This window comes from Legionella taurinensis (assembly GCF_900452865.1).
Lineage (GTDB): Bacteria > Pseudomonadota > Gammaproteobacteria > Legionellales > Legionellaceae > Legionella_C > Legionella_C taurinensis.
On the sequence record NZ_UGOZ01000001.1, the window covers coordinates 379,994 to 400,755 of the forward strand.

Below are 20,762 nucleotides of genomic sequence, written 5' to 3' on the forward strand. Positions count from 1 at the left end.
CTTGCCTGCCGCAGTGCAAGACGGTTAGTGTTCAGACATTGCTTTTTTGCCGATGGAGACATGCTCCAGGCAATCGATGTAAATCTGACTTAAATCGAGGCCGTAGTAGTCATTGCCGTCTAATTGTTCCCAGTGGCCTTCCTCATAGGCTATGACCATGGACAGTAACTTTCCCAACTCCCCTTCGCGTGCCATGAGCGCCCCTTTAATGTCGTCTGCGAGCGTGATTTTTTCAATCAATGCGTTCATGGGGGTATCCAGCAGGCTGTCAAGCACCGAGAGCAACCCGGCCGTGTAAGCGCTTTCAGCCGATAACTTCGAATTGGCTTTAGCCAGTTTTTCAGCCATCTGGGCGCGGATAAGCCCGGACTCGACAATTTCGATGGGCTTATTGGACACGTTTTTCATCGACAGCACCATGACCCAGTTTTTTAAATTAAGAATGCCTAAGCGGGTGACGGCCTGCTGGATGGATTCAATGGCCTGATAACCGGAGAAGGCCGCCGAATTGGCGACACGCAACAACTGATAACTTAACAGTGGATCCGTCTGAATTAACGGGATTATCTCGTTAAAATGGGTATCGGGGTGCTGCAGTTTTTCAATCAGCATCAGCAGGTTTAGTTTATTGGCGGCAATTTCCTTCACTTCCTTGACCTCAGGCTGAAAGAGAAAGTCACCGCAATAATAATCCATGGTCATGTCTTTGCAATTGATAAAGCGGTTCGGGTCGGAAATATTATAGGCAATGACCTTGCGCTGCTTGGCCTGACTGTATTTGACCACTTTGGTCAAATCAGCCATGCCCATCAGGTGCTCGCTCAAGGCGATGTATTCGGCAAAATTGAGCCAGGCCAATTGGTCGGGGCTGTCAATCATGAGCGCAATGGAGTGGGCTGCGTCGTTTAACTCCTCTGCCGTGTAGGTCTGGTTAATGTCTGCAGCATGCAATTTTAATATCACCGGATTTTCAAGGGGGGGATCGGCGAGTTCGAGCAGTGAATTGAGCGCATAAGGCACAAACAACGGCAGGTTGCTGTCAATGTTGTGGGTCACCGTGGTGAAATAAGGCAGCAATTCAATGGGTTGTTTGGCTTGTTGGTTAGCGATAATCTCCATGGCGACACATTTCAATTTTTGATTATAGATTGGTCGTTTAATTAACATGGTTACTCAGTCCTTCGCTTAACCGATATTATCAATGATAGTATGGCTGGTTGTTTGTTTCCATTCAAGTTGAGTTCAAATTATTCTTTTTGATTATAAAATAGATTTATTGAGGCAATGGATGGGAACACATGATATGCTTTTAACGCAGTAGCTTTGCGCTAAAAATACAGAGTGGTATACTTCGCCAGTTTTCTGCTTGCTTTGTGTAAATTACAGCCTGATTTGTTGTTTCGATTTAAGCAGCATGCCGTGCTTTTCTGTTATCAGGGAGGCATGAGGGTTAGCTTTGTTATGCTATATTACTAATTTTAGTTGAGGGATGCCGTGAATAAAAAAAGACCGGTGAATCTGGACCTGCGAACGTTAAAATTTCCGCCCATGGCGATTGCATCGATACTGCATCGCGTTTCTGGCATGGTGTTATTTCTGCTTCTGCCCGTCATGATGTATTTTCTTGATTTATCATTGCGCAATGCCGGCACGTTCACTAACCTGCAGGCCACCTTGGCCCACCCCTTGTGCAAAGTAACCCTGTGGGCTTTCTTGGCGGCATGGACTTACCATTTGTTGGCCGGTATTCGCCATATGCTGATGGATCTTGGGTGGGGAGAGCATCTCGAGTCGGGCCGCCGCAGCGCCGTGTTCGTGATTATCCTTTCTGTTATTTTCTCACTTTTGTTAGGGGTCTGGATATGGTAACCAATGTCACCAGCCTGACGGGCAACGGGTTAAAGGATTGGCTGATACAGCGCGCCACGGCCGCGTATCTTCTATTCTATACATTATTTTTAATGGGCTTTTTAATCGCTCATCCGCAAATGGCCTATCACCAGTGGCAGTCCCTGTTTGCCTGCAACTGGTTTAAAGTCGCCAGTGTTATCGCATTAGGCGCCATTTCTTTACATGCCTGGATAGGCGTCTGGACCGTCACCACGGATTACATGAAATGCACCATGCTTAGAGTATCGGTGCAAATGGGTGTGGTTGTCTGGTTGCTGGGACAATTTATTTGGGGTTTGATGATTGTTTGGGGACAATAAGCATGGCATTTCCACGACACAAATTTGATGCGGTAATTATTGGTGCGGGCGGGGCTGGCATGCGGGCTGCCCTGCAGCTGGCCAATTCAGGATTGCAGGTGGCCTTGCTGTCCAAAGTCTTTCCCACCCGTTCCCATACGGTTTCTGCACAGGGCGGTATCACTGCCGCGCTTGGCAACGCGGATGAAGACGATTGGCGCTGGCACATGTACGATACGGTCAAGGGCGCTGATTACATCGGCGATCAGGATTGCATTGAATACCTGTGTAAAACAGGCCCGGAAGCCGTTTATGAGCTCGAGCACATGGGACTGCCTTTCTCAAGGATGGACAATGGCAAGATTTACCAGCGCCAGTTTGGCGGTCAATCCAAGCATTTCGGCGGTGAACAGGCGGCTCGAACCTGTGCGGCGGCAGACAGAACCGGTCATGCCCTGTTACATACCCTTTACCAGCAGAACCTGAAAGCCAAAACGCATGTGTTCAGCGAATGGCTGGCTTTGGATTTCGTTAAAGACAATCACGGCCGCATCGCGGGCGTGACGGCACTGTGCATAGAAACCGGCGAAGTCGTGTTTTATCAAACCCGCGTCTGCATTTTAGCGACAGGCGGAGCTGGACGTATTTACCAATCAACGACCAATGCCCACATCAATACGGGCGACGGCTTTGGCATGGCATTGCGTGCCGGCCTGCCGTTGCAGGACATGGAAATGTGGCAATTCCACCCTACCGGTATTGCCGGGGCCGGCACGCTGGTGACGGAAGGATGCCGCGGTGAAGGCGGTTATCTGATCAATAAGGATGGGGAGCGCTTCATGGAGCGGTATGCCCCCCGGGTAAAAGATTTGGCTTCGAGGGATGTCGTCGCTCGCTCCATGGCACTGGAAATCCGTGCTGGCCGTGGCTTTGATCCCAAAGGCGTCGATCACGTCAAGCTGAAACTCGATCACCTGGGAGCGGATTTAATCATGTCCCGATTGCCCGGTATTCGCGAATTGTCCTTAAAATTTGCCGGGGTGGATCCGATTGTTGAACCCATTCCCGTTGTACCAACCTGTCATTACAGCATGGGCGGTATTCCCACGAACATGCACGGGCAGGTGATTACCCATAAAAATGGCGTTGACACCGTGGTTGAGGGCTTGTATGCCGTAGGCGAGTGCGCCTGCGTCTCCGTGCATGGCGCCAACCGCCTCGGCGGCAATTCCCTGCTTGATCTCGTGGTGTTTGGTCGTGCGGCAGGACTTCACGTCGAAGAGTTGTGGCAATCCAATCAAATGCCCGACATGGCTTATGTAACGGAAGAGAACATCGCCGAAGCCATGGCCCGTTATAACCGCTGGCAGGAATCAACCGACGGCGAGATGCCGTCAGCCATCCGTGATGACATGCAGCGTGTCATGCAGGAAGATTTTGGTGTATTCCGTACCGGCAAGGTCATGGAGGAGGGCCTCCATCGTCTGCAGGCCCTGCGCGAGCGTTTGCAGCATGCCAGGCTGGTGGATAAGACCAAAGTATTCAATACCGAATTGGTCACTGCACTGGAATTGGATAATTTAATGGCAACGGCCTATGCGACAGCTCAATCTGCCCTGGCCAGAACAGAAAGCCGCGGCGCGCATAGCCGGGAAGATTACCCACAGCGTGACGATGCCAACTGGATTAAACACACGCTCTATTCTGCGCATGATGATGCGATTGATTATCGCCCCGTCAATGCGAAACCTAACTATGTCGAGCCTTTTGAGCCGAAAGAACGCGTTTATTAAAAGAGGATAAGCCATGGCTGATAATCGAATTCTGAGCCTGTCTATTTACCGTTACAATCCTGAGCTCGATGAGTCTCCTTACATGAAGGACTATGAAATCGCCGTACCGGCCAAGAGCGATCCCATGCTGCTGACCCTGCTTGAACGCCTGAAAGCCGAGCAGGACCCAACCATTGCCTATCGCCGCTCCTGCCGCGAGGGCGTGTGCGGGTCAGACGGTATGAACATCAACGGCACCAATGGCTTGGCCTGCATCACCTCGCTTTCACAGTTAAACACCGATCGCATTGTGATTCGTCCGCTGCCGGGATTTCCCGTGGTGCGTGACCTGGTCGTTGACATGACCCAGTTTTACCAACAATACGAGCGCATTGAGCCTTATCTGCAAAACGATCAGGTTGCTCCGGCGCGTGAACGGCTGCAATCGCCGGAAGAGCGTGCACAGCTGGATGGCTTGTACGAGTGCATTCTGTGCGCCTGCTGCACCAGTTCTTGCCCCTCGTTCTGGTGGAACCCGGAAAAATTTGTCGGCCCTGCCGGTCTGCTTCAGGCCAGACGCTTTTTAGCGGACAGCCGTGATACAGCAAAACGGCATCGTTTGGATAAATTACAGGATCCATTTAGTGTATTTCGCTGCCGTTCCATTATGAATTGCGCGAATGTTTGCCCGAAGGGACTCAATCCGACGCAAGCGATTGCCGATATCCGTAAACAGATGTTGAATCAAGAAACTTGATGACGATTATCCAGCGTCTGAACCCAGGACGCGCCCCTTTGGAGAACCAATACAATGAGCAGTAACGACTTTCAGAATCAATTAGCTTCATCCTACCTCTCGGGTGGGAGTATGGCCTATGTGGATAGTCTGTACGAAGATTTTCTGAATGATCCCAATTCAGTGCCGGCCGACTGGCGCGCTGTTTTCAGCACATTACCCCAGATTAATCATGTCGCTCAGGATATTCCTCACCGTGACATTCGCGATTACTTTCTGGTGAATGCTAACCGCAAACGCGCCCCGGCAGAAAACGCAGAGGCCAGCAAACAGTTCCAGGTTGCTCATTTAATCAATGCCTACCGTGCTCATGGCCATCATGCCGCCAAGCTTGATCCGCTCGAAATGGCGGAGCGGGTTCAGGTACCCAGCTTGGAACTTAGTTACCATAAATTATCCGATGCTGATTTAAACCGCTCTTTTTATGCCGGTAAGAATTTTAATGGTACTGAAATGCCTCTGGCTGAAATTTATCAGGCCCTGCGGGCTACCTATTGTGGCAGCATTGGCATCGAATACATGCATATCTCCAACATTGAGGAAACCGAATGGCTGCAGAAAAAGCTGGAAACCGTTCGCGGCCGTCCCAATTTTGACGCAGAAAAGAAACGGCAGATTTTAAGTGATTTGATTGCTGCGGATGGCCTGGAACGTTATCTGGGTACCCGTTACGTTGGCCAGAAGCGCTTTTCGCTCGAAGGCGGGGATGCGTTTATCCCGATGATGAAGGAAATTATCCGTAAGGGCGGTGCAGAAGGGGTGCAGGAAATTGTGATCGGGATGGCTCACCGCGGCCGTCTGAATGTCCTCGTGAATGTGCTTGGAAAAGAGCCTGATCAATTATTCCAGGAATTTGAAGGCAAGCTCGGTTCGGCTGAGCGCTCAGGGGATGTGAAGTACCACATGGGCTTTTCATCCGACATTCGCACCGAAACCGGGGCCATTGTTCATCTGGCACTGGCTTTTAACCCGTCGCATCTTGAAATTATCGGACCTGTGGTTGAGGGGTCGGTGCGTTCACGCCTGGGACGCCGCCATGATCTTGAGAAAAAGGACAAGGTCGTGCCCGTCGTGATCCATGGGGATGCAGCCTTCGCCGGGCAGGGTGTGGTCATGGAAACCTTTAACTTTTCCCAGGCCCGCGGCTATTCCACCGGCGGCACCGTGCACATTGTCATCAATAACCAGATAGGCTTCACCACCAGCAATCCACTGGATGCCCGTTCAACCCTTTATTGCACCGATGTGGCTAAAATGGTGCAGGCGCCGGTTATTCATGTCAATGGGGATGATCCCGAAGCCGTTGTGTTCGCCACGCAAATTGCAGTCGATTTCCGCATGACCTTCAAGCGCGATGTGGTGATTGATTTGGTCTGCTATCGCCGCCATGGGCACAACGAAGCCGATGAGCCGTCAGTGACTCAGCCCACCATGTATAAAAAAATCAAAAGCATGCGTCCCTTAAGGGAAATCTATGCCGAGGAGCTGATTCAGGAAGGGTTAACGACGGCGGCCGAGGTTGACCAGTTAGCGGAAGATTACCGTAACCGTCTGGACAGGGGACAGGCGGTAGTGGATACCGTGCAAGGGAATTATGATGGCAAAATGTCCATTGATTGGACCCCCTATTTTAATGCCAAGTGGACCGATAAGGCGGATACCACCATCAGCCCCGCGATGCTTAAGACCCTGGCGAAAACGCTGCATACCCTGCCTGACGGCTTTGAGTTGCACCCGGTGGTTAAACGGTTGCTTGCCGAGCGCGAAAAAATGGCGACGGGTGAATTGCCCATGAACTGGGGATTTGCTGAAACCATGGCCTATGCCAGTCTGTTGCAGGAAGGATATGGCGTCCGTTTGTCAGGGCAGGACTGTGGCCGTGGTACCTTTGCTCATCGTCACGCCGTGTTGCACGATATTCAAACCGGCAATACGTTCGTGCCTTTGGAGAAAGCCGCCACCAGCAAACCGTTTGTGGTCATTGATTCGGTGTTGTCTGAAGAGGCGGTACTTGCGTTCGAATACGGTTATGCTTCTTCCGAACCCAATTCACTGGTGCTCTGGGAAGCGCAGTTTGGGGATTTTGCCAATGGCGCCCAGGTGGTGATTGATCAATTCATCAGTTCCGGCGAGCAAAAATGGGGTCGCCTCTGCGGTCTGGTGATGCTATTGCCGCATGGCTACGAAGGCCAGGGTCCTGAGCATTCCTCCGCCCGTCTTGAGCGCTACATGCAGCTTTGTGCGCAACAGAACATGCAGGTTTGCACCCCGACGACCCCTGCCCAGATTTTCCATCTCCTGCGTCGACAAATGATCCGCAATTTCCGTAAGCCATTGATTGTTATGACGCCAAAGAGCTTGCTGCGTCATAAATTGGCGGTATCACCGGTTGAGGATTTATTGAAAGGTAAATTCCATGATGTGATTCCAGAAATCGATGCTCTGGATGCGGCTAAAGTCACGAAAGTCGTGTTATGCTGCGGAAAAGTTTACTATGATCTGTTGCAAAAACGCCGTGACGAACAGCTAAATCACATTGCCATTATTCGCATCGAGCAATTATACCCATTCCCGAAAAAGGAACTGGAGCAGGAACTGGCGAAATTTACCAAGGCGAAGCAGGTTGTCTGGTGTCAGGAAGAACCGCAAAACCAGGGGGTTTGGTTCTCATCGCAGCACAATATCATTGACTGTTTACGTCCGGATCAACGTTTAAGTTACGCCGGTCGAGGATTTGCCGCGGCTCCCGCCGTCGGAAGCCCTCTGCTTCATGCGAAAGAACAACAGGATCTGGTTAACCAGGCTCTGGCTTGATAACGAATTACAATAAATAACCAAAGAAGGACTAACCATGTCTATTGAAGTTAAAGTACCGGCTCTGCCCGAATCCGTGGCGGATGCCACCATTGCCGCCTGGCATAAAAAAGTGGGTGACAAGGTGGCTCGTGATGAAAATCTGGTTGACCTGGAAACCGACAAAGTGGTTTTGGAAGTCCCGGCCCCAGCTGACGGCATACTGACAGAAATCCTGTTTAAAGAAGGTGATACGGTCAACTCAGCACAATTACTGGCCCGTATTGAAGCGGGAAGCGCTGCGGCTGCAGCACCGACGGAACCCAAAGCGGCAGCCGCCGAGCCACAGCAGACGCCAGTGAGTGCGCAGGCTCCTGCCCAAAGCCAGGCGACCAAGGCGACGGGTCCTGCCGTACGCCGCATGCTGGCTGAAAACAATCTGCAGCCAGAGCAGTTATCCGGCTCTGGTAAAGACGGGCGTCTGACGAAAGAAGACGTCGTGGCTTTTATTGAATCCAACCGCGAAAAATCGGCCGGTGCAACGGCCGCGCCCAGTCGAAGCGAAGCCGCTTATATGCCGCCCATGGGCGCTCGTGAGGAACGCCGTGTTCCGATGACACGTCTGCGTGCCAAAATTGCGGAACGCTTAGTCCAGGCTCAGCACAATGCGGCCATGCTGACGACGTTCAACGAAGTCAATCTTAAGGCCGTCATGGATTTGCGTGCACAGTACAAAGATCTTTTTGAGAAAAAACACGGCGTAAAACTGGGCTTTATGTCTCTCTTTACTAAAGCCGTGGTTGAGTCATTGAAACGCTTCCCGGCCGTTAATGCGTCCATTGATGGGCAGGATATTGTTTATCACGGTTATTATGATGTCGGGATTGCCGTTTCGACGGATAAAGGCCTCGTGGTGCCCGTTGTTCGTGATGCTGATCAGCTCAGTCTGGCTGAAATTGAAAAAGTCATTGCGGATTCAGCCAGCCGTGCCCGTTTAGGCAAACTCTCGTTAGAAGAAATGCAGGGCGGTACCTTTACCATCACCAATGGCGGTGTTTTTGGTTCCCTGCTGGCTACGCCCATCATTAATCCGCCGCAAACGGGTATTCTCGGCATGCATAAAATTGAAGACCGGCCGGTGGTTGAAAAAGGGCAAATTGTGATTCGTCCGATGATGTATGTCGCCCTGTCTTACGACCATCGCCTGATTGACGGTCGAGAGTCTGTGCAGTTTTTAGTAAGCGTCAAGGAGTTGCTCGAAGATCCCGCCCGCTTGCTGCTCAATGTGTAACGATTGACATTTTAACCGCATAACCCGGCTTGCCGGGTGTTGCTTTTTTAAAGGTACTAACGATGAATTTACATGAATACCAAGCCAAGCAGCTGTTTGCCCGCTATGGTCTGCCTGTTCCAAAGGGCCAGGTTGCCTACAGTGTTGACGAGGCAGTGAAAGCGGCTGAACAGTTATCCACGCCCAGATGGGTAGTGAAAGCCCAGGTGCATGCCGGCGGACGCGGAAAAGCAGGCGGTGTAAAACTGGTATCCAGCAAAGAAGAACTGGCATCTGTCACCCAATCATTGTTAGGAACCCGCTTAGTCACTTACCAAACCGATGCCAAAGGCCAGCCGGTCAACGCGGTATTGGTGGAAGAGACCTGCGACATTGGCCGTGAGCTGTATCTCGGTGCGGTGGTGGATCGTTCCAGCCGCCGTGTGGTGTTTATGGCTTCCACAGAGGGTGGTGTGGAAATTGAAAAAGTGGCCCATGAAACACCGGAGAAAATTTTTAAAGTCATCATGGATCCTTTAGTCGGGATTATGCCTTTCCAATGCCGCGACATCGGATTTAAGCTGGGTTTAAACGACGAGCAAATCAAGCAATTCACTCAGCTGATGATGGGGCTCGGGAAGATGTTTGTGGAATGCGACTTAAGCCTTCTGGAAATCAACCCGCTGGTTGTCACTCAAAGCGGACAAATCCTTTGCTTGGACGGCAAGATCAATATTGACGGCAATGCCCTCTACCGCCAGCCTGAACTGAAAAGCATGCGGGATAAATCGCAGGAAGACGAGCGTGAAAATCGCGCCACCGATTGGGAACTCAATTACATTCCGCTTGACGGTTCTATTGGCTGTATGGTGAATGGCGCCGGTCTTGCCATGGCTACCATGGATGTGATTAAGCTGCATGGTGGCGAACCAGCCAACTTCCTCGATGTGGGTGGCGGTGCAACCAAAGAACGTGTCAGCGAAGCCTTTAAAATCATCCTGTCGGATGAAAACGTCAAAGGCATTCTGGTCAATATCTTTGGCGGCATTGTGCGTTGCGATTTGATTGCCGAGGGTATCCTTGCGGCTGTAAAAGAAGTCGGCGTAAAAATCCCTGTGGTTGTGCGTCTGGAGGGCAATAATGCCCCGTTGGGTGCTGACATTCTGAACAAGAGTGGCTTAAACGTCATTGCGGCCAACAGTTTAACTGATGCTGCAAAGAAAATCGTTGCAGCAGTCGCGTAATCACCAGAAGGGGCGCATGGGCGCTCCAAACTAAATTGAGGTTAGCAATGAGCGTATTAGTTAATAAACACACCAAAGTCATTTGCCAGGGTTTTACTGGTAAACAAGGCACCTATCACTCCGAGCAGGCGATTGCTTATGGTACGCGCATGGTAGGCGGCGTTACTCCCGGTAAAGGCGGTCAGACGCACTTGAATTTGCCTGTTTTCAATACCGTGCGCGAAGCGGTGGAAGAAACGGGTGCGGATGCCAGCGTGATTTATGTTCCCGCTGCATTCTGCAAGGATTCCATACTGGAAGCGGCCGATGCCGGCATTCAATTGATTGTCTGTATCACTGAAGGCGTTCCCGTTCTGGACATGTTGGAAGTCAAAGTCTATCTGGAAAACAACACCAACGCCCGTCTGATTGGTCCCAATTGCCCCGGTATCATTACGCCTGGCGAATGCAAGATTGGGATTATGCCCGGCTCCATTCACCTGCCCGGCAAAGTAGGGATTGTCTCCCGATCCGGTACACTGACGTATGAAGCAGTCAAGCAGACAACGGACAAAGGCTTTGGCCAAAGCACTTGCATCGGCATTGGCGGTGATCCTATTCCCGGAACCAATTTCATTGATGCACTGACTTTATTCGAACAAGATCCACAAACAGAAGCGATCATCATGGTCGGCGAAATCGGTGGTTCTGCTGAAGAAGAAGCGGCTGAATTCATTCAATCCAATGTGAAAAAGCCTGTTGTTTCCTACATCGCGGGTGTGACAGCGCCAGCAGGTAAACGCATGGGGCATGCCGGCGCCATCATTTCCGGCGGTAAAGGGACTGCGGCAGAAAAATTTGCCGCTCTTGAAGCAGCCGGTGTCCGTACCGTTCATTCTCCGGCTGATCTTGGTGATGCCATTGCCGAAGTCACTGGCTGGTAATTCATCCAAACCTTGATAAGCCAAGGCTTATCAAGGTTATTTCTTCGCTTTTTTGCTCATTAAATCATCAAACAATGGGCGTTTGGCTTCGGGCAATTCCGCACGACGCAAAGCCCGCATGTCGTCTGGGCTTCCCTGCACGCAATCGGGCGTTAGTCGATCAATAATCAGGACGCCATTGAGATGATCAATTTCATGTTGTAAAACACGGGCGTAGAAACCACTCTCCTGTTGGCGGTGAAACTCCCCGTCTTCATCATAATAGGTAACGGTGATTTGCTGAAAACGCGGCACCTTACCTGCTTTGTCAGCGACGGAATAACAGGCTTCAAAATCAGCCTGCAGGGGTAAACCCGCGACTCCCTCATAGCTGGGATTAATCATAATATGCATAGGGTAGGGTTTGACCTGATCGCGTAACAGGGCAGCGCTCTCGGGTATATAGACGGCAATAATCCGCCTGGATTGGTTGACTTGCGGGGCGGCAAGGCCCACCCCCTCCAGGGCATGGAGCTTCTCTTTCATTGCCGCGATCAATTGTTTGTCGTCGGCACTTAAAGGGAATTGAACCGGCTTGGCCGGTGTTTTGAGAACCTGCTGGTGTTCCAGTTGTTCAATGTGGATGAGATGGAGGGGGGAAGCCGAGTTGCTCATAAGGAATCCTGCTGCAAGCCAAGTTATAAATTTCATTGAATTAAATCAACACGTTGATTAAATAGCCAATTTTTGCGAAAAAGCTAAACAATATGATTGTTCACTATCTAGCATTTCCATATAATGCCTATTCCCCATTTTAACAATAACAAGAGAAAGGTAAAACAATGAAAAAATGGATGTTGATGGCGGCAGGCAGTGTGTTCATGGTCAATGCTCAGGCAAATGAAGGGCTTTGTGGTTACAAAGATTATTTCCATTTGAGCAATAAGGCACACCCGGCCATTTATATTGTTAGCGGTTACAGTGATCAGGATCTTAATTTACAACTGGTCGGTCCGCGCAGCTTTGTTATTCGCGATACCCCCCAATGCCGTTCTGGCTATGCGCATGTGACGGTGGCGTATGATGCAGCCAATTGGTGTGTCCTTGACATTAAGGACGGTCCTTATATGCAGCACCCTTCTATTAGCGCATCCTGCCATGGCATACACTACATCGGTTTGGATTATGATGGCTTTGGCAGTTATTCCTACACCATTAAACTGGATTAACCGCTATGGCGCGAGACCTTTTTCTCGCGCCGAGGCTGTCAGGCACCTGCCAGAGAGCCCATTGTTTGTTTACGAAAACGCCATTGCAGCATACCTGTCAGCAGAGCGCCCACTAATGCACCGCAGGGAATGACTTTTAAAGCCAGAAGGTAACTCGTCAGAGAATAGACATGCACGCCATCGACTGAGAGAGTTCCCGACCAGTAGGTTTCCATGACGTGGCCAATCAAAGTATGAAAGAATGAGCCGCCCAGCATATTAACGCAATTAAGAAAGGCCACCGTCACGCTTAAAAGTTCCGGATGAACGAGCCTGGCGCCGGCAGCAAACACGAGAACCTGATAGCAGCAGAGAAGGCCGATGATAAAAAACACCAGAGCAAATGCGGCTTTTTGATAGAAAGGGTGTGAAAGCAGCATGAAAAATACGGCCGCCATGCCAAGTCCGCAAAGACTTATTACGGGGTAATGGCCCATTTTTTTGCTCGCGAAAGACAACAGCGGCCCACCAAATAACATGCCGACAAACAGAAACGAAATGACCAGGGCCGCCTCGCTTTTGGGAATACTATAGGCTGTCATCAGATAAGGGACGCCCCAAACATCGGCAAATCCTTCCAGCGAACCGACCATTAATGCATTGGCAATGGCCAATACCCAAATGGAAGGTGCGGAAAGAAGGGCCTTGAACTTCCTGAGGCTGAAGCCAGTTGTCCCCGTGGCCAGCGGTTGTGGCGGCGTACGAAGAAACACAGTGACGGCAAGGCCTAAAACCACAGCCAGCAATGCGAGAACAAGGGCCAGCGCATGCCAGTCGTAATAAAGCGCAAGCAGGCTTATCGGCTTACCGCCATAAATGGCGCCTAATAAGCCCAGGCTGAAAGAAAACCCCACCATGCGCGCGTAGTGTGTTTCAGGAAACCAGTCAGAGATCACTTTCGAAACACCAAGGAATCCCACGGCCGATCCCGCACCAATTAAGAAACGGCTGAGACAAGCAATCAGCCAGTGGTGGGTGAGGGTAAACATCAGCGTGCCGACACTGCAGAGTAGAGCAAAAAACAAAATTACGCGGCGTGCGCCATAGCGATCAAGTAAAACAGCCACAGGGATCTGCATGCCGGCGTAACCGTAGTAATAAAAAGCAGCCAGTAGCCCGAACTGGCTGGCATCGATAGTCAACTGCTCCATAATTCCCTGCATCATCAATCCAGGCCAGAGACGGAGAATGAATTGATAGGCAAAAAAGACCACGGGGAAAAACCACATGACAAAGGGTAAATGGCGTTGTGAACGAAACATACTGTCCTCACTGGAAAGCGGGTTAAAACGAAAGGCAGAAAAACGGTGTGAGGAAAGTGATCGGCTATTCAGCCGATAATAATTGAACGGGTAATGAGGATGGCGCAGAGGAACAAAGTCATGGGTTAAAATCAAACGAAACCATTAATTCACGTTACATTATTTTCTCATCAATGACAATCTCTGGGCAGAAAGTATTTTTATTTTCACTGGCTCCAATCAATTTCAGATAGTCTATTGTTAATAGGTGACTTCTGTCGCTATAGTTGCAATCCACAGGACAAGCATGAGGAAAAGGCGATGAAAAAGGGAATTTTATGGATTATCAGTTTACTCTTATCGGCCTCGGTTGGGGCAAAACCGTTTGAAATTACAGGCCAGATTCCTATCCTTATCAGTGATGAATCGGAGACCGGCCTGCAGCAATCCCGGGTTGTGCTGGTGCAGAACGTGCAGCTATCCAAGGAGGCTCAAGCGGTGCTGAGCGAGCGGGTGCAGGAGATAATGGATACTGCCAGTGACGAGGCATCGCTGCTGCCCACAGGCCTGCCGGCAAAGCTGGATTTAGGAATGAATAAAACGCCGGTACTGAATCAAGGCGTGCACGGGACCTGCGTAACCTTTGCCGTGACGGCTGCCCTGGATGCCCTGTTGGCTAAAGGGGATTACATCAGTCAATTATGCAGCCTGGAGTTAGGCACTTACCTCCTGAATAAAAAACAGATCCCCTACAGCGGTTGGGACGGCTCCTTTGGAAAAATCGTCTTAAACCAGCTTGACCAGTACGGCATTATCACCACCAGCCATCAACGCAGCAAAGGCTGTGCCGGCGTGAAGCTTTACCCGGCGGATAATGAAAAAAACCAGGGTAAAGCCATGTCCGTGAGTGAGTACAGCGCCAATGCCCTGGCTATTAATGACCAAATGGCCTGGGAAAGTCTGGTGGACATTGATGAGGTTTTCACCGTCAATCACAATCCAGCTCAGGTGTTACAAGCCATTAAAAAAAGTTTGAGTGAGGGGCATCGGTTGACCTTTGGCGTCCTGCTGGATGTGGAATTGAATCATGCCGGGGCCATGGGCAAATACGCAAAGGCGTTTGATTCCTGGATGCTCACTCCTGAAATCATCCGTCATGCCAAACAGGGACGAGTGAATGGCGGCCATGAAATGATTATCACAGGTTATGATGACACGGCGTTGATTATGGATAACTTTGGCCACGTCAGCAAAGGCATGTTAATCTTGCGTAATTCCTGGGGCAGCAACAGCGGCAACCGCGGCAATTATTACATGTCGTACGACTACTTCAAGGCATTGAGTGATGAAGTGCAAATCATCAAGCCCAAGGTTTAATGTGATGACGATGAGAAAAAAAACGCATGGACTATAAAGACTACTATCAAATTATGGGATTGGAGCGCGGTGCGTCACCTGAAGAAATTAAACGGGCCTATAGAAAACTGGCCCGCAAGTACCATCCTGATGTCAGTAAAGAGCCCGGTGCTGAGGAAAAATTTAAAGAACTGGGCGAAGCCTACGAGGTATTGAAAGATCCTGAAAAAAAGGCCAAGTATGATCAATACGGTCAATACTGGAAACAACAGGGACAATCCGGTTTCAGACCCGGTGAAACTCCGTACCGTCATGACTCCTTCAATGAAGGCGATGCCGCTGATTTTGAGGATTTTATCAACAGCATTTTCCGCCAGCGTCAGCAGCAGCAACATGCTAATTTTTATGATTTTGGCCAACAGGATATTCATGCCAAATTACCCATCAGTCTGGAAGACAGTTACCGCGGCGCTGAAAAAAGCCTGCAACTTAAAGTGCCGGTTTATGATCGTCATGGGCATGGCGAGTATCAGACGCGCGCGGTCAAGGTGAAAATTCCTGCGGGTATCGGCGATAAGCAGCAAATTCGCCTCAAAGGCCAGGGGGGCAGGGTAGACGGCCAGCCGCCGGGTGATCTGTACATCGAAATCAACCTGTTGCCGCACCCTTGGTTCCGTGTGGATAAAAAAGACATCTATCTGCAATTGCCTGTGGCACCCTGGGAAGCGGCATTGGGAGCGACTGTCCAGGTGCCTACGCTGGGGGGCGTGGTCAATCTTAAAGTTCCGGCGCAGTCCCAATCCGGCAAACAAATGCGGCTTAAAGGCAGGGGGCTACCCGGTAATCCGGCGGGTGATCAGTATGTGAGTCTCGACATTGTTATCCCTCCCGGTGACAATGAGGCACTGCGTCATTTGTATGAAGAAATGGCAAAAGCAACCCCGTTTAACCCGCGGGAAAAATTAGGAGTCAACCATGGCTAAGGACAACGAAACCACGGTGGTGTGCGAAGAATGGTATACCTTGTCCCTGCATGAGGTGACCGGTTCTTTTGGGGTGAGTGCCGAAGTCATTCTTGAAATTATGGATGAAGGGATTATTTCATCGCAAAAAAATGAGCGGAATGAATTTTATTTTGGCAATGAAGACCTGCGACGCATTCGAACCGTTTTGCAATTGCACCGCGATCTTGGTGTAAACGTTGCCGGTGCAGCATTGGCATTGGAATTGATGAACGAAATCGAGCAGTTGAAGCGTTTATTGCAGGGTGGCCGTCACTGATCAGGCAACAGGGGCCGCTGCTGGCGGCATGGCTTCTGAGTCCTCATCGGCTGCGTGCAATCCAGGGTCATGGTAGGCGCGCTCGGTCCTGGTAAAGAGACCGAACTGATTGGCAAACGAGGGCATTGGCGGTTTATTTTTTTCTGCAGCGATATCACGCAGGGCATTAAAACGCTTAAGTGGCGTGGGCGTATAAAGATGCAGAAGCGACAGCAGATTAATGAGGCAACTCTTAAACCACAACCAGTCAGACTCTGTGAATGAGCGCTGTTTGGTTAAGGGAATTGAGAACTCGACCTTGTTACAGGCGGTTTGTAATTGAAAAAGCCGCTCGCTCGGCGAGTTTTTATCATTGAGGGCAATGTCTTTTAATAGAGTAAGCAGTCTGCTTTTCTCATGAATGAGATCCTGTATCTCATAGACGGAAGTGTCATCCACCCCGTTGCCTTTTGCGCTGTCCAGGTACAGGTAAAAGGCTTGAATGGCTGACAGGATTTTATCCAGATGCACATAGTGACGCAATTCGTCATTCTGAAAGGCTCGGGTTTTTTTAATTAATAAACGAATCATGCTTTGGCGGATATGATTAGACGATTTCGTCTGCTCAATGATTTCCTGATTAAACGACATCAGGTGGGCATGCAGTTTTTTCTCATATTCACTGTGAATGTGCAGTAAACCAAGGCGGCGTCCTGCCATCCTGGTCACGAGTTCCTCAAAGGTGGATTGCAGGTACTGAGCCTTATACTGTTGGTTCAGCTCAGCGTCTTTTGTCTGAGCGGCTAACAAATAGTGCGTTTGTTCTTCGGCAGTTTCCTTCTCGAATTGGTAACTGGCCTGCAAGCCCGCGTAATGAGCATTTAAATTGGCAACCCAATCAGCGACACCGGAAGGTATGGCCATGCACACAGGCAGTTGCGCGCCATTGAGCAAGGTATCCACGTGAGGATGGCGGCCTGATGCGCTTTGTCCTGCCTGGTAGTGGTCCTGATGTTCATACAGGTCGGGTAAAAGACTGGTGTATTGAGCGAGCAATTGGTTCTCGATGGCCTTAAGAATTTCAGGCGTTGAGGGAAGGTACCCTGACGTAAATTGCAGGTAGTCGTTTAATTGGTCATTGAACTGGCTGTAAATACGGATTTTTTTATCGCGGTCGGGCGAGGCGGATTGTTTCTTCCAGTAAATGAGTGCACCGGTTGTCAGGCCGGCAATGTTGTCAATCACAGGGATGATTGTGAGGTCGCTTTTGAGAAATAACCCATCGATTACAGGGGTGTTTGCCATTCCCTGTGGGAGTAAATGAGGTAATTCCTTTGCTGCCTGTTTAAGAAAAGGCAATGCCTCGCGGTAATGCTTGACTGCGTCCTGTCTGCCCAATTCCAGCACATCCGGTCGCACCGGGGGGCCTGGTATGTAGGATAAGGCGGGTTGTTTAAGACGGCTATACAATTGCAGGGATTTATTCAATTCCTTAAAGACACGCTGCTCACGGCTGATTTGTTTAAGCTTCAATTCAGCCAGGGTTGCTCGTTGTTTCGCCGCCACTTGCCGTTTCTGGATGGGCGTCATGGAGAAAACCAATTCAAGGTGCTGAGCCGAAACCAGACCTGCCGGTTCAACCAAACCCTGGTAAAATTGATCCAGAATGGCTTTCATGGAGGTAGCCAATACACCAGGCTTTAAGGCCAGTTTGGCCTCAAAATGATCCGTTTCCATTAATAGACGAGTGAATAACACCGAATTGATTTCGTCCAGATGATCCATGACTGCGTCATGAGAAGTTTGAGAAAACTGGATCAATTTGGTTTTTAACTCCATGAACAGCTCATACATGACAGGCGTGTCCAGCAGTAATCTGAAATGGGAGGGCGAGTCGTGGATAATCTTCTCAATGTTCATCGCGATGCGTTTGGTATTGAGACGGATTTTTTCAAGCCTGTCCGCCGGTATCGGTGTTTGATAATTCAAGGCTTGAATGTGTTCGGGAACCACCATAAAGGCCTGGATTGTATACCATAATCCATTGTAATGAAGGGGTTCTTCCTTCGGCTCTACCTCCTCGGGGTGGACTAGGTAGGGTTGGGTCTGATCGCGTGTGAATTGATACAGTTGCTGGGCTTTCATCATCAGATCACGGCAAACCAGGCGTGAGTGAGGATCATGATAAAAGGAAAGTGACAACTGATAGATGGTGTTGATGGCATGATAAACCTGCAGCAGATGATAAACATAGGTTGATTCACTGCTTTTGTCATTGAGTTTCTCAAGTTCAATGACCATTTGTTCAAGGTAATACAGGGCATTAAACAGGCGTTTAATGTTAAGCAACTGCTGAGGCTCTGCCAGCAGGGATTGCTTCGTTTCCAATTGGGGAAAAGGAACACCCTTTTCCTGCGGTTTAAGATGCTGTCTGGCGGGAAGATTCAACGCCGCAGTGAATTGAAAAAGCGATTTGCGGTAATCCGCTATGTGTTTCGAACAGGTGTCTTTTTTAAGCAGGTAATGCGCTCGATTGGCATGCTGTGTATTCACAGCCAGCGGCGGGGACTCCACGTCCTTCTCATAGCGCTTTTTACCGTCATCAAGGTAATTGTCACGATAGGCCTTCCAACGCGTCTTTGTGACTGCGAAGCCTGTATTAATATCCAGTTCCATTGAAATTAATTCATCGACAGTCAACGGCAAAGTAGACTCTTTGTCGGTCAGAGACTGGATGATTTTCTTATCCAGTGCGGCAATTCCTGCATCAGACGCTTTGATCGTCATAAAATAAGGTTGAAAACGGGCATAGAGAGGCCGTAATTTTTTCTTCTCGCCCTCCGGTAGTGCAGAGAGGGTGGCCACGTCCTGCTGATCAAGGATAGCCATGAATTGCCGATACGCTTTTTGGGCCTGGGTTAAGGCGACTACGCGCTGATCATAATGTTGCGCAAGAAGAAACACCTGATCGGTGGTTAAGGGGGCTGGCTGTTTTAAAAGGCAATGCCCTTCGTCGGACACGGTAAATTCAAACCCCTGGGCCTCGTCTTTTATGCCGAGAGCGGCTTTCTCGTTGAGCTTGAACACGTCTTCGCCCGGGTAAGGCGCTAAAGCCAGGTCGCTCTGGTCGATAATGTGTTGAAAAAGCGCTTTATTAAGCTGTTTATGGAACCTGGCGGTGACTGTTTCCTGGGCAAACAAGGCAGCGAGCGTGGTGTACTTAGCCTGAAGGTGACTGATTTTATCCGTGTTTTCGTAATTGTAATACCAGTCAAAAGGTGTTTTTAGGGTGCCCAGCCAGCCGCGAGGTTGCGTCAAACCATTGATAATGGCATTACTTAAGTCAACATGATGATGCTCGATCACAGGACGGATGTATCGGTAGTGTCGGGCTAATTCCTTTTTGACGATCTCAGGCAGTTGGTTTAAACGAAGCCCCTGGTATTCTGGCCGGGCAAGAATGGCATAGAACGTGTTAAATGCACTCTGCAGGCGTTGCGCTTTGACCGAGGCCGTCCGCGTTTTGCTTAGCCGCTCACGCGTTTCACTAAGGCGCAAATCAAGGAATCGGGCATCTTCCAGCGTCAACAATTCCTTGCCGCAGGTTTCAAAATTAACGGGCTTCCGGGCATACGTGATGAGCAGGTCATAAAGCGGTTTTATCTGTTGCATCATCGGCCTGGAGAGGGTTCCTGGATGCAGCAGGGCTTGATCTTCGATACGATCGACCAGGGCAAATAACCGCGGCAGCAGGTCGTATTTTAATTTGGCTAGATTATCACGTACCACATTCTGGGATGTTTCATTGAATTGCACCATCTGCTGAAAGGTGCTGGTGGTTAGGCTGATAATGTGACGTACAATATTAATGTATTTCAGCAGCTTAAATGCAATGAAGAAATTGTTGTCCCTCAAATCATCCAGCGCAAAAATAATCTTGATCGCATTTTCCTGAAGTTCCTGTAATTTTTGCTCATTAATTTCCGGTGCTTCAAGGGAAATTTTTGCAGAATAATGATGCAGGTGGAGGCGTAATTCCTGAATGTAGCCTGGGAGTTTGGCACTGAATTTACTGATAAAATTGTAATCAAATCCCTCCTGCCGAGGTTTCATTTGATCCACAGCAATGCCTGTATACCAGCCGGTATTATAACTCAGTGGAAAATCCAGAATGCGGCCAGCCAGGTCATTTGCCTGCTTTTCATAACCATCCGCCTGCTGTTTGACAAGATGCAGAATGTGCTGCAATTGCACAAGCTCATGGCCAAACACCTCCATAAAATCCACATCGACGTGCGTCAACAGGTAACTGGCCTGATAGGCGTGGTGAATGGTATTAAAATAGAGTTTTTTCAAATCAAGGGTTTTTTGCTGGCCGTTGCGCAGATTGACATTTTCCAGATCGATGAAGGCCATTTCCGCATGGTACAAGGCATTAATGAGTTGTTTAATCTGGACGATGCGGCGGGGTTCATCGGCGAAATCAACATAGGGCTCGCCTGAGGACTGGGTGTCGGCAAAATAATCGCGAGCGTGGCTTGAAAAATAGGGGCCTTTCAGTTGAGTTGTGATAAATTCACGATTGCTGCGCAACAGCGTGGAAATCTGATTTTCCTTAAAAGTATCCAACAAGCGCAAAAATCGTTCTATCATAGGTAGTTACCGATGCGA

16 protein-coding genes are annotated in these 20,762 nt (G+C 49.7%); 12 read left to right on the forward strand and 4 right to left on the reverse strand.

What is annotated here, in order from left to right; all coding sequences use genetic code 11:
* Positions 1-24: 24 nt before the first annotated feature.
* Positions 25-1,167, reverse strand: a complete 1,143-nt coding sequence (locus DYE45_RS01740) for an EAL and HDOD domain-containing protein (RefSeq protein ID WP_115300304.1) — start codon at positions 1,165-1,167, stop codon at positions 25-27.
* A 327-nt stretch (positions 1,168-1,494) separates the two neighbouring features.
* Between DYE45_RS01740 and sdhC the strand changes: the two genes are divergently transcribed.
* The 8 genes from sdhC (at position 1,495) to sucD (ending at position 10,987) form a co-directional block, all read left to right on the forward strand.
* The gene (sdhC, locus tag DYE45_RS01745; protein WP_108293430.1) at positions 1,495-1,869 is read left to right on the forward strand and encodes a succinate dehydrogenase, cytochrome b556 subunit; all 375 of its coding nucleotides are present in this window, start codon (positions 1,495-1,497) and stop codon (positions 1,867-1,869) included.
* A complete protein-coding gene (gene sdhD, locus DYE45_RS01750) occupies positions 1,863-2,210 on the forward strand; it encodes a succinate dehydrogenase, hydrophobic membrane anchor protein (RefSeq protein ID WP_108293290.1) in 348 nt (115 codons plus the stop codon). The genes sdhC and sdhD overlap by 7 nt, the downstream gene beginning before the upstream one ends.
* 2 nt (positions 2,211-2,212) lie before the next feature.
* Positions 2,213-3,982: a succinate dehydrogenase flavoprotein subunit gene (sdhA, locus tag DYE45_RS01755; RefSeq protein ID WP_108293288.1), complete on the forward strand. Its 1,770-nt coding sequence runs from the start codon at positions 2,213-2,215 to the stop codon at positions 3,980-3,982.
* Positions 3,983-3,995: 13 nt separating this feature from the next.
* Entirely contained in the window at positions 3,996-4,718 is a 723-nt protein-coding gene (locus DYE45_RS01760; protein ID WP_108293286.1) for a succinate dehydrogenase iron-sulfur subunit, read from the forward strand.
* A gap of 54 nt (positions 4,719-4,772) precedes the next feature.
* Entirely contained in the window at positions 4,773-7,571 is a 2,799-nt protein-coding gene (locus tag DYE45_RS01765; protein ID WP_108293284.1) for a 2-oxoglutarate dehydrogenase E1 component, read from the forward strand.
* Between the two features lie 37 nt (positions 7,572-7,608).
* Complete coding sequence (gene odhB, locus DYE45_RS01770; protein WP_115300305.1) at positions 7,609-8,841, forward strand: 2-oxoglutarate dehydrogenase complex dihydrolipoyllysine-residue succinyltransferase; 1,233 nt, start codon at positions 7,609-7,611, stop codon at positions 8,839-8,841.
* A gap of 62 nt (positions 8,842-8,903) precedes the next feature.
* Positions 8,904-10,064 (forward strand): ADP-forming succinate--CoA ligase subunit beta, encoded by a 1,161-nt coding sequence (gene sucC / locus DYE45_RS01775; protein ID WP_115300306.1) that lies wholly within the window; start codon positions 8,904-8,906, stop codon positions 10,062-10,064.
* A 47-nt stretch (positions 10,065-10,111) separates the two neighbouring features.
* On the forward strand, positions 10,112-10,987 hold the full coding sequence (sucD, locus tag DYE45_RS01780; RefSeq protein WP_108293278.1) for a succinate--CoA ligase subunit alpha: 876 nt from the start codon (positions 10,112-10,114) through the stop codon (positions 10,985-10,987).
* A gap of 36 nt (positions 10,988-11,023) precedes the next feature.
* On the opposite strand, the gene DYE45_RS01785 is transcribed toward sucD, so the two are convergent.
* Positions 11,024-11,677 carry a peptide deformylase gene (locus tag DYE45_RS01785; protein WP_115300307.1) on the reverse strand — a complete coding sequence of 218 codons (654 nt, stop codon included), beginning with the start codon at positions 11,675-11,677 and terminating at the stop codon, positions 11,024-11,026.
* Positions 11,678-11,808: 131 nt separating this feature from the next.
* Here DYE45_RS01785 and DYE45_RS01790 point away from each other — a divergent pair, with 131 nt between their 5' ends.
* A complete protein-coding gene (locus DYE45_RS01790; protein WP_108293274.1) occupies positions 11,809-12,195 on the forward strand; it encodes a hypothetical protein in 387 nt (128 codons plus the stop codon).
* A 38-nt stretch (positions 12,196-12,233) separates the two neighbouring features.
* On the opposite strand, the gene DYE45_RS01795 is transcribed toward DYE45_RS01790, so the two are convergent.
* Positions 12,234-13,496 carry an MFS transporter gene (locus DYE45_RS01795; protein WP_108293272.1) on the reverse strand — a complete coding sequence of 421 codons (1,263 nt, stop codon included), beginning with the start codon at positions 13,494-13,496 and terminating at the stop codon, positions 12,234-12,236.
* A 300-nt stretch (positions 13,497-13,796) separates the two neighbouring features.
* On the opposite strand from DYE45_RS01795, the gene DYE45_RS01800 reads away from it, so the two are divergent.
* The 3 genes from DYE45_RS01800 to DYE45_RS01810 are packed head-to-tail and all read left to right on the forward strand — an operon-like array spanning position 13,797 to position 16,112.
* A complete protein-coding gene (locus DYE45_RS01800; protein ID WP_115300308.1) occupies positions 13,797-14,852 on the forward strand; it encodes a C1 family peptidase in 1,056 nt (351 codons plus the stop codon).
* A gap of 26 nt (positions 14,853-14,878) precedes the next feature.
* A complete protein-coding gene (locus tag DYE45_RS01805; protein WP_108293268.1) occupies positions 14,879-15,814 on the forward strand; it encodes a DnaJ C-terminal domain-containing protein in 936 nt (311 codons plus the stop codon).
* Positions 15,807-16,112: a chaperone modulator CbpM gene (locus tag DYE45_RS01810; RefSeq protein WP_108293266.1), complete on the forward strand. Its 306-nt coding sequence runs from the start codon at positions 15,807-15,809 to the stop codon at positions 16,110-16,112. The genes DYE45_RS01805 and DYE45_RS01810 overlap by 8 nt, the downstream gene beginning before the upstream one ends.
* On the opposite strand, the gene DYE45_RS01815 is transcribed toward DYE45_RS01810, so the two are convergent.
* On the reverse strand, positions 16,113-20,744 hold the full coding sequence (locus DYE45_RS01815; RefSeq protein ID WP_115300309.1) for a hypothetical protein: 4,632 nt from the start codon (positions 20,742-20,744) through the stop codon (positions 16,113-16,115).
* Positions 20,745-20,762: the final 18 nt, after the last annotated feature.

Excerpts from the sequence above, each read along its gene's own strand:
- DYE45_RS01740 (WP_115300304.1), bottom strand. The coding sequence starts at position 1,167 with ATGTTAATTAAACGACCAATCTATAATCAAAAATTGAAATGTGTCGCC.
- sdhD (WP_108293290.1), top strand. The coding sequence starts at position 1,863 with ATGGTAACCAATGTCACCAGCCTGACGGGCAACGGGTTAAAGGATTGG.
- sdhA (WP_108293288.1), top strand. The coding sequence starts at position 2,213 with ATGGCATTTCCACGACACAAATTTGATGCGGTAATTATTGGTGCGGGC.
- DYE45_RS01760 (WP_108293286.1), top strand. The coding sequence starts at position 3,996 with ATGGCTGATAATCGAATTCTGAGCCTGTCTATTTACCGTTACAATCCT.
- DYE45_RS01765 (WP_108293284.1), top strand. The coding sequence starts at position 4,773 with ATGAGCAGTAACGACTTTCAGAATCAATTAGCTTCATCCTACCTCTCG.
- odhB (WP_115300305.1), top strand. The coding sequence starts at position 7,609 with ATGTCTATTGAAGTTAAAGTACCGGCTCTGCCCGAATCCGTGGCGGAT.
- sucC (WP_115300306.1), top strand. The coding sequence starts at position 8,904 with ATGAATTTACATGAATACCAAGCCAAGCAGCTGTTTGCCCGCTATGGT.
- sucD (WP_108293278.1), top strand. The coding sequence starts at position 10,112 with ATGAGCGTATTAGTTAATAAACACACCAAAGTCATTTGCCAGGGTTTT.
- DYE45_RS01785 (WP_115300307.1), bottom strand. The coding sequence starts at position 11,677 with ATGAAATTTATAACTTGGCTTGCAGCAGGATTCCTTATGAGCAACTCG.
- DYE45_RS01790 (WP_108293274.1), top strand. The coding sequence starts at position 11,809 with ATGAAAAAATGGATGTTGATGGCGGCAGGCAGTGTGTTCATGGTCAAT.
- DYE45_RS01795 (WP_108293272.1), bottom strand. The coding sequence starts at position 13,496 with ATGTTTCGTTCACAACGCCATTTACCCTTTGTCATGTGGTTTTTCCCC.
- DYE45_RS01800 (WP_115300308.1), top strand. The coding sequence starts at position 13,797 with ATGAAAAAGGGAATTTTATGGATTATCAGTTTACTCTTATCGGCCTCG.
- DYE45_RS01805 (WP_108293268.1), top strand. The coding sequence starts at position 14,879 with ATGGACTATAAAGACTACTATCAAATTATGGGATTGGAGCGCGGTGCG.
- DYE45_RS01810 (WP_108293266.1), top strand. The coding sequence starts at position 15,807 with ATGGCTAAGGACAACGAAACCACGGTGGTGTGCGAAGAATGGTATACC.
- DYE45_RS01815 (WP_115300309.1), bottom strand. The coding sequence starts at position 20,744 with ATGATAGAACGATTTTTGCGCTTGTTGGATACTTTTAAGGAAAATCAG.